The organism is Pseudoalteromonas sp. AOP7-A1-14 (assembly GCF_052376275.1).
Taxonomy (GTDB): domain Bacteria; phylum Pseudomonadota; class Gammaproteobacteria; order Enterobacterales; family Alteromonadaceae; genus Pseudoalteromonas.
Window position 1 is genome coordinate 1 of sequence record NZ_JBQSVO010000149.1, and the last position, 7,088, is coordinate 7,088.

General features: G+C 38.6%; 7 protein-coding genes and 2 pseudogenes. 3 read left to right on the forward strand and 6 right to left on the reverse strand.

The genetic code is table 11. The annotated features are described in order from the left end of the window. Positions 1-57: 57 nt before the first annotated feature. Positions 58-1,476, reverse strand: a complete 1,419-nt coding sequence (locus ACT3RM_RS16315) for a YjiH family protein (RefSeq protein WP_441836431.1) — start codon at positions 1,474-1,476, stop codon at positions 58-60. Positions 1,477-1,543: 67 nt separating this feature from the next. Further along, a complete protein-coding gene (gene bamC, locus ACT3RM_RS16320; protein ID WP_441836432.1) occupies positions 1,544-2,605 on the reverse strand; it encodes an outer membrane protein assembly factor BamC in 1,062 nt (353 codons plus the stop codon). 353 nt (positions 2,606-2,958) lie between these two features. On the opposite strand from bamC, the gene ACT3RM_RS16325 reads away from it, so the two are divergent. Both ACT3RM_RS16325 and bcp read left to right on the forward strand, forming a co-directional pair. Next, positions 2,959-3,492 (forward strand): glycine cleavage system protein R, encoded by a 534-nt coding sequence (locus ACT3RM_RS16325; RefSeq protein WP_441836433.1) that lies wholly within the window; start codon positions 2,959-2,961, stop codon positions 3,490-3,492. Positions 3,493-3,502: 10 nt separating this feature from the next. Beyond that, positions 3,503-3,985 carry a thioredoxin-dependent thiol peroxidase gene (gene bcp / locus ACT3RM_RS16330; RefSeq protein WP_441836434.1) on the forward strand — a complete coding sequence of 161 codons (483 nt, stop codon included), beginning with the start codon at positions 3,503-3,505 and terminating at the stop codon, positions 3,983-3,985. Between the two features lie 355 nt (positions 3,986-4,340). Here the strand turns inward: bcp and ACT3RM_RS16335 are convergent. From ACT3RM_RS16335 to ACT3RM_RS16350, 4 genes and pseudogenes are all read right to left on the reverse strand, one after another. Continuing rightward, positions 4,341-4,551 (reverse strand): annotated as a pseudogene (locus tag ACT3RM_RS16335) (IS5/IS1182 family transposase); the annotation flags it as partial. A gap of 307 nt (positions 4,552-4,858) precedes the next feature. Continuing rightward, complete coding sequence (locus ACT3RM_RS16340) at positions 4,859-5,806, reverse strand: ABC transporter permease (protein WP_441836435.1); 948 nt, start codon at positions 5,804-5,806, stop codon at positions 4,859-4,861. Positions 5,807-5,817: 11 nt separating this feature from the next. Beyond that, complete coding sequence (locus tag ACT3RM_RS16345) at positions 5,818-6,096, reverse strand: hypothetical protein (RefSeq protein ID WP_441836436.1); 279 nt, start codon at positions 6,094-6,096, stop codon at positions 5,818-5,820. After that, positions 6,090-6,800: an ABC transporter ATP-binding protein gene (locus tag ACT3RM_RS16350; protein ID WP_441836437.1), complete on the reverse strand. Its 711-nt coding sequence runs from the start codon at positions 6,798-6,800 to the stop codon at positions 6,090-6,092. Before ACT3RM_RS16350 ends, ACT3RM_RS16345 begins: the two co-directional genes overlap by 7 nt. Positions 6,801-6,882: 82 nt before the next feature. Here ACT3RM_RS16350 and ACT3RM_RS16355 point away from each other — a divergent pair. Next, positions 6,883-7,088: pseudogene (locus ACT3RM_RS16355) on the forward strand (DUF3299 domain-containing protein); the annotation flags it as partial.

Genomic DNA, 7,088 nt, shown 5'->3' on the forward strand with positions numbered 1-7,088 from the left:
ACATTCAGGGCTTTTAATGATTTATTTTGACTTAAAACCAGCAAAGCAACCGAGCGCTCAACCAACTAACCAATGCGCCATTAAAGAAATAACAGGCAATGTGATTAATGTTCTTAAAATAAATATGACAAACAGCTCAAAAATATTAACCGGTATTTTACTGCCTAACAATAACGCACCCACTTCAGACATATAAATTAATTGCGTTACACTTATTGCCGCAATTATAAAACGAGTAACATCGCTCTCAATAGTGCCTGCAGCAAGAATAGACGGAATAAACATATCAGCAAAACCCACCATAATCGTTTGCGCTGCAGCCTCGGCTTCTGGTATTTGTAGTAACTCTAAAAATGGCACAAACGGTCTACCTAAATATTCAAATACAGGGGTGTATTCAGCAATTACCAATGCTAAAGTACCCACAGCCATAACGACTGGTAGCACAGCAAACACCATATCAAGTGCATTATGAACCCCCTCTTTGAGGGTACCTGCAAATCCTGATGATTTTTTTGCTTTAGTTAATGCGATATGCAATGCATGACTCACTAAGGTTTTACCATCTGGCACACGCTCTGCGTGTTTATCTGGGGCTGTGCCATCTATAAACACATCTCTTTTAAAGCTAAGTGGTGGAATACGCGGCACAATCAATGCAGCAACAATACCTGCAATACATACAGTAAAGTAAAATGGAGCAAATAAGCTTTCAAGTCCAACTTGCCCTATCACCACTAAAGAGAAGGTTATAGAAACCGCCGAAAAAGTTGTACCAATAATAGCCGCTTCGCGCTCAGTGTAATGCTTTTCTTCATACTGACGCGCAGTCATCAATATACCCACGCTACCATCTCCAAGCCAAGAGGCCGCGCAATCAACCGCGCTACGTCCGGGCACACCAAATAACGGCCGCATCAATTTGGTTAATAGCGTGCCAATCATTTCTAACAAACCAAAGTTTAACAATAAGGGTAATAATAACCCTGCCAATATAAACACCGATAAAAGCACGGGCAATAAATCATTAAGCACTAAGCCTCCCGTGTTCTGCGATGTAACACCATTAAATATCGGCAGTAAAAAATTAGGAAGTGCAGATTTAAACTCGGGGTAATGAATATTCACAAACAGTAAAACAATAACCGCCATACCCAATAACCGAATAACCAGCCATAACCAGTGCACGTCAAACAGGTGCTTAACAATCGCAGACTGCATCAGACTTACAGGTTTAAACAGTTTTACAATCAATGAAATCACACCAGTAGCACAAATAATCGCGGTAATAATCGTCACTACATTAGGTGCTATAGTTGTTTGTATCGCCTTTGCCATTACGGCTATTGGAATTGTCATTGCGCCGTTCATAGGCACGGGGGTCATAAATAATAAAATGCCGATTAGTGAAGGAACTAAAAAAGTAAACCATACTTTTAAGTCAAACTGTGTGTTTGACGTTGATAGATTCGTCATTGTTTTCAACCTGTAGAAACCACAAAAAGAGCCATAGCTCTTTTTGTGGTGGATGTTTCACTTTTTATTAAATGTTGATACCGCGTTGTCGCAAGGCACTTTCTAATGCTTGCTGTAAGCTATTCATCGTACCAGGCTCTAGCGTATTACCTTCATCATCCATCCACGTTAAGCTGGTGCCGCCATCATCTGTGCGACTGACTAATATTTGATACTGCCCCTCATCAACTGGTAATTCAGCCAATTCATCACCCCAAATTGAATCCCATACACTTGATTCAGGCTTAACATAATCAGCTGTGATCAGACCGCGTTCTTGGTCAATTTCAACAATAGTGAATGATAGGCGCTCAAGGAAACCAGAAAAACGGTCAAATACAGCAGAGTAATCTTGTTCAGTTACTAAAGCTGCATTACCTTTATTGTCAAAGCCCATTTCAAGCGAGATAATACCTTGCTTTTTACGCATCTCAATTACAAGTTGACGGTAGCGATAGTCAAATTCCGCTATTATTTGGTTTAAAGCGCGGACTTCTAACTGTTGTTGTAACAACGGAGTCAGCTCTACTTCATCACTTTTATATTCAACTAATTTACTACTCAAAGAAGCAGTGCGTTGGTGTGATTTTTCTTCAATATTGAATACAAAGCGTTGCTGTGAAACTTCAGTTTCATTCTCCCAAAACCAACCGTCTTCAGGATTAATTATGGAATACCAACCTGTTTCGATAGTGCCAAGAAGCTTATCTTCATTGACTGTTTTGACTTGATGTTCTGTAAGTACACTTTGAATAGAATCCCAAATGTACTCGTTTAAATCAGCAATACCGTCATTTTTATCAAAATAAACACGGGCTTGCTTATCTGTTTCTTCAACCCAACTGCCTTCAGCGACCGTTAAAACTTGTGCTGGCGGGCGATAGTTTTTTGCTTCAGGGTTATTGTCATACTCAGCCACTTCCATCTTGTAAGTTGGATCTTGGGCTGGTTGTTCTAAACCTTGTGGGGCTTTAACCGCTTCACCAGCTCGGTAATTACGTTTATGGTGCGCTTCATCAGTAAAAACGCTACAGCCTGATAAGCCGACCAATACACTTATAGCAAGTGCTTTTGGGATCCAATACTGCACAGATAATTCTCCTTAGCAAACCCTTAATTGTTGTAACAAATATATGAGTGGGTTATGCCGATTTGGTTCAGTGTAAAATCAATATTAATTTTACATTTCTTATTTTTTACAAGCCGCTTATGGATGTGAATGAACACTTAATCATAAAAAAGGCAGTTTAATGCAAGACTTTGACTATGGTACTTTCACACGCTCGTAAAAACAAGAAAGGCTGTGCTTTAATCATGGTTAATTCTAGCAAACTATAGTTTAGAGCCCTTTTTATGGTAAACTTGACTGTCGTACACCTTTACATTTGGCGCTATTAGGCGTGTTTGACCGTAATTATTTACTTTATCTAGGTATTTGAATTCATGACTGCATTTACAAATCATCAGATTGTTTTAACCGCTATTGGAGAAGACCGCCCAGGTATTGTGAGTGAGTTAACACAATTGGTTAGTGACTGTCATTGCAATATTATAGACAGTCGTATCGCAATTTTAGGCAATGAGTTTTCTTTTATAATGTTGCTAGCAGGCGATATGTCGGCCATCAGTCGTGTAGATCATGCGCTGCCTGTTAAAGGTATGGAACTTGGTTTACTGACCATGATGAAACGTACCTCTAGCCATAACCAAAGTGAATTTTGCGCCGGTTATAACCTTGAATATACAGGTACAGATACCCCTGGCACATTAAGCAAAGTAACGCGCTTTTTTGCTGATCATAAAATAAGTATTTGCTCATTAAAGTCAGATACTTATGAAGACGAAAAACACACAAAAATGCGCTGCGAGCTTGAATTTAACATCCCCGTTGATGTTAGCATAGATAACTTCAAAGTGAGCTTTGAAGCACTTTCGCGCACTCTCAACGTTGATTATATTTTTAGACGTATTCGCTAAGGAGCAAAGTATGAACACAATTAGTCCATTACAAGCCGGTGATAAAGCCCCCGCTTTTAGTTTATCTAATCAAGATGGCGACACAATCGCCCTTGATACCTTGTTAAAAGAACAGCAAGTACTAGTGTATTTTTACCCTAAAGCATCTACCCCTGGTTGCACCGTACAAGCTGAAAACCTACGTGATAAAAAAGCCGAGCTTGCTAAATTAAATACCCGCATTGTGGGTATTAGCCCAGATCCAATCAAACGTTTAAAAAACTTTGAAACCAAAAAAGAACTAAACTTTGATTTACTCTCAGATGAAGACCACGCCATTGCAGAAGCATTCGGTATATGGGGTTATAAAAAATTTATGGGCAAAGAATATGACGGCATCCACCGTTTAAGCTTCTTAATCGGCCAAGACGGCAAAGTTAAGCACTTGTTTGATAAATTCAAAACCAAAGATCATCACCAAGTGGTGCTGGACTATTTAGCGCAAGAAATGTAGTTTAGCGCAAGAAATGTAGTTACAAGGCCAAAGAAAACTTAACATTAAACGGTTAAAGCACACCCTATAGTGTTAGTCAGAGTTGAGTAAAGCAAAAACCAACGGTAAACCAAGTCTTCCAGCACAAGTAAAAAGCGCTGCCAATATGTAGCGTTACTTTATTGAGTGGTTTAAATAGTTTGGCTTTAAGAACTCACTAACACTATTGAAAGAGTGCATATAATGAACCCTATTCCTTGTTTATCCGATCATTCTTAGTCGAAATATCGGATACTGAAGTGAATGTTTATATGGCGATTTTTTAAAGTTTTACTTGGTTTTTTTGATCTTTATAGTACATATATCAATCAACCTATATTGGTAGCCACATCATTGTAATGTCGAAGCGAGCATTGAATGATAGTTTAGTTCAAGCTTTACATACCTTGTGGCTATTTTTCTATATTGCTTGACTCGACCAAAAGCATTCTCAACTAAGTATTTATATTTGTATATACACTAGTCGATATTTACATTACCCACTAACTGTTATCCATTGGTGGAATAACGGGTTTAGCGCTCTTATCACCAGTAGATTATTTTAGCTTCCCACTATACGCATTGCTTTTTGAACACTTGGCTACAAGTGACCTTCCGTGAGCGATATCATGAGTATTTTCACAAGGTAATTAATAGTAAACTGTCAGTTATGCACTTTTCTCAATTAATTTATTGTTAGTGGCTCTTGCGCCGCAACTATATAGATGAGGATGAGCCCTGACAGCTCTACCGTCAACAAAGACCCACTCATCTTAGCGAGGGAATCCGGTGTAACGTTTTTAGTGAATTCAATTATACCTGTCTTCATGCTGTTTTTTCATATCAAAAAGACCCCTAGTTTTTAGAGGAAAGCGAGCTATGAAGTGCACTTTTATACGCTTCATAAGCGGGAATAATCGAGGTAATAATGGCCGCAACGGTTATTATAATTACTACTTTAAGTGTTTCGAGGCTAAGCACATTCGCGTCTAAAAATAATCCATAGGTGGCGCCTAGCCAATCAGCGAGTAACCACAAAGCTAAACTGAGTAAAGCAACGGCTGATACGCACGCCAGTACGACTAATATTAACGCCTCTACTAATACTAAACTAAAAATAACGCTTGGTCCTGGACCTAATACACGCAGTACAGCGATTTCGCTTTTACGTTGTTGCATAGATGCAAGTAGCATGGTTGATAAACCAAATAACGACGACACCAACACTAAAATACCAATAACACGTAATAGGTTTTCTACTGTTGCCATCATTTGCCAAAGCTCAGTCATTGCAACGCCAGGTAACACTGCCATTAATCTATCGACTTTGTAGTTATTTATATCGCGCTGTAATTTAAAAGTCGTAAATTTAGATTTTAAACCCAGCATAACAGCAGTAATGCTATCAGGTTCGGTATTTACCGATGTCGCACTTTTAAGTAATTGATTTTGTTTGGCGAGCGATAAATGAATCGCCTCGATGGCGTTCAAACTCACATGTATGGTTTTATCTACTGGCGTACCTGTTGGCTTAAGTATGCCTTTTATCGTAAATGGTGTTTTGTCGTGATGCTTAAAACTGGTGTTACCAATACCATGGGCAATCACTATGTTATCGCCGATTTTATAATTGAGATTTTTGGCGACATCAGCACCTATAACAGCTTCAAATAATGCCTCAAATGGCTGACCCTGCTCAAAGGTAAGTGGTTGCTTACTGCCGTATTTAAAGTATTCAAAATAACTGTTGTTAGTGCCCATAACTCTAAAACCACGGTGCGAATCACCTAACGAAATAGGCACAGCCCACTCTACTAATGAGCTGTTTTTAAGGTTTTGTAACTTTTATAATCAATATTGTTAGTCGGACTACCCATTCTAAATACCGAGTACAACAAAAGGTTTAATTGCCCGCTTGGCGCACCTACAATCATATCAACATCGGAAATAGTTCTATTAAAGCTCTCTTTAGCTTGCTGGCGAATATGCTCAACGCTTAACAACACACTAATGCTTATAAGTAATGATAAAAACGTTAGTATTACCGATTTACGTCTACTGCCTAAACTACTCCACGCTAAGGACACTAACACTTGGTGCTTTCCTCTTTTAAAAGTGAAGTCATTTCAACACTTGTTTTAAAAAATTGTTGTAAGTGCATATCATGACTTACAAATACGAGCGTTATATTGTGCTGATGACATAGAGAGATTAATAACGCCATAAATACGTCTCGTGTTGATGCATCTAGCGCCGAGGTCGGCTCATCAACAAGTAACAACTTAGGCTTGTTTATTAATGCGCGGGCAATAGCTACACGTTGCTGCTGCCCGACACTCAATGTATTTGCTGGTTTGTGTAGTATATTTGCAGGTAGTTTTAGGTTCAACAGTAGCTCTGATGCCTCTTTTTTTATTTGCAAGTTACCCGATTTAGCAAAATAACTAGCAAGCTGAATATTTTTTAAAACGCTTAAATAAGGAATTAAATTAAATTGCTGAAACACCACACCAATATGTTGTGCTCTAAACCTGTCACGCTGCTTGGGTGACAGCACAGAAAATGCTTGATCTAGTACGGATATATCACCAGCTTGTGGCGTTAGTACCCCTGCGAGTAAATTAAGTAATGTGGTTTTACCTGAGCCGGAGTCGCCATACAGAAATACATGTTCACCTTTCTTTACTTGCCACTTGGGTATATGAAATGATGTTTTATCAGCCTTGTTGTACCGATAACTAAGCTGATTAATATTTATGGCTAAGAGAGTTAAGCCAGAAGTAATTGAGTTAGCCAACAGAAAAGACTCCTATGGTTTGACATCTTCTGATATGTTATAACATTTTCACTGCTAATATTAATCATATCGAGTTTAAAATATGTCACAAAATGTAACTAAAGTACTCACCTGCCTTATTATATCACTGGCTAGTTTAATATTTACCTGTGAATCTGAGGCTCAAAACTCAAGCTACGAAGAAGTAGAATGGACTCAGTTAATGCCTAAAGACGATTTAGATGCCTTGCTGAACCCACCAGACTATTTATATGATATTGAAGATGGCTCAGAGGAAGACACTCTAGA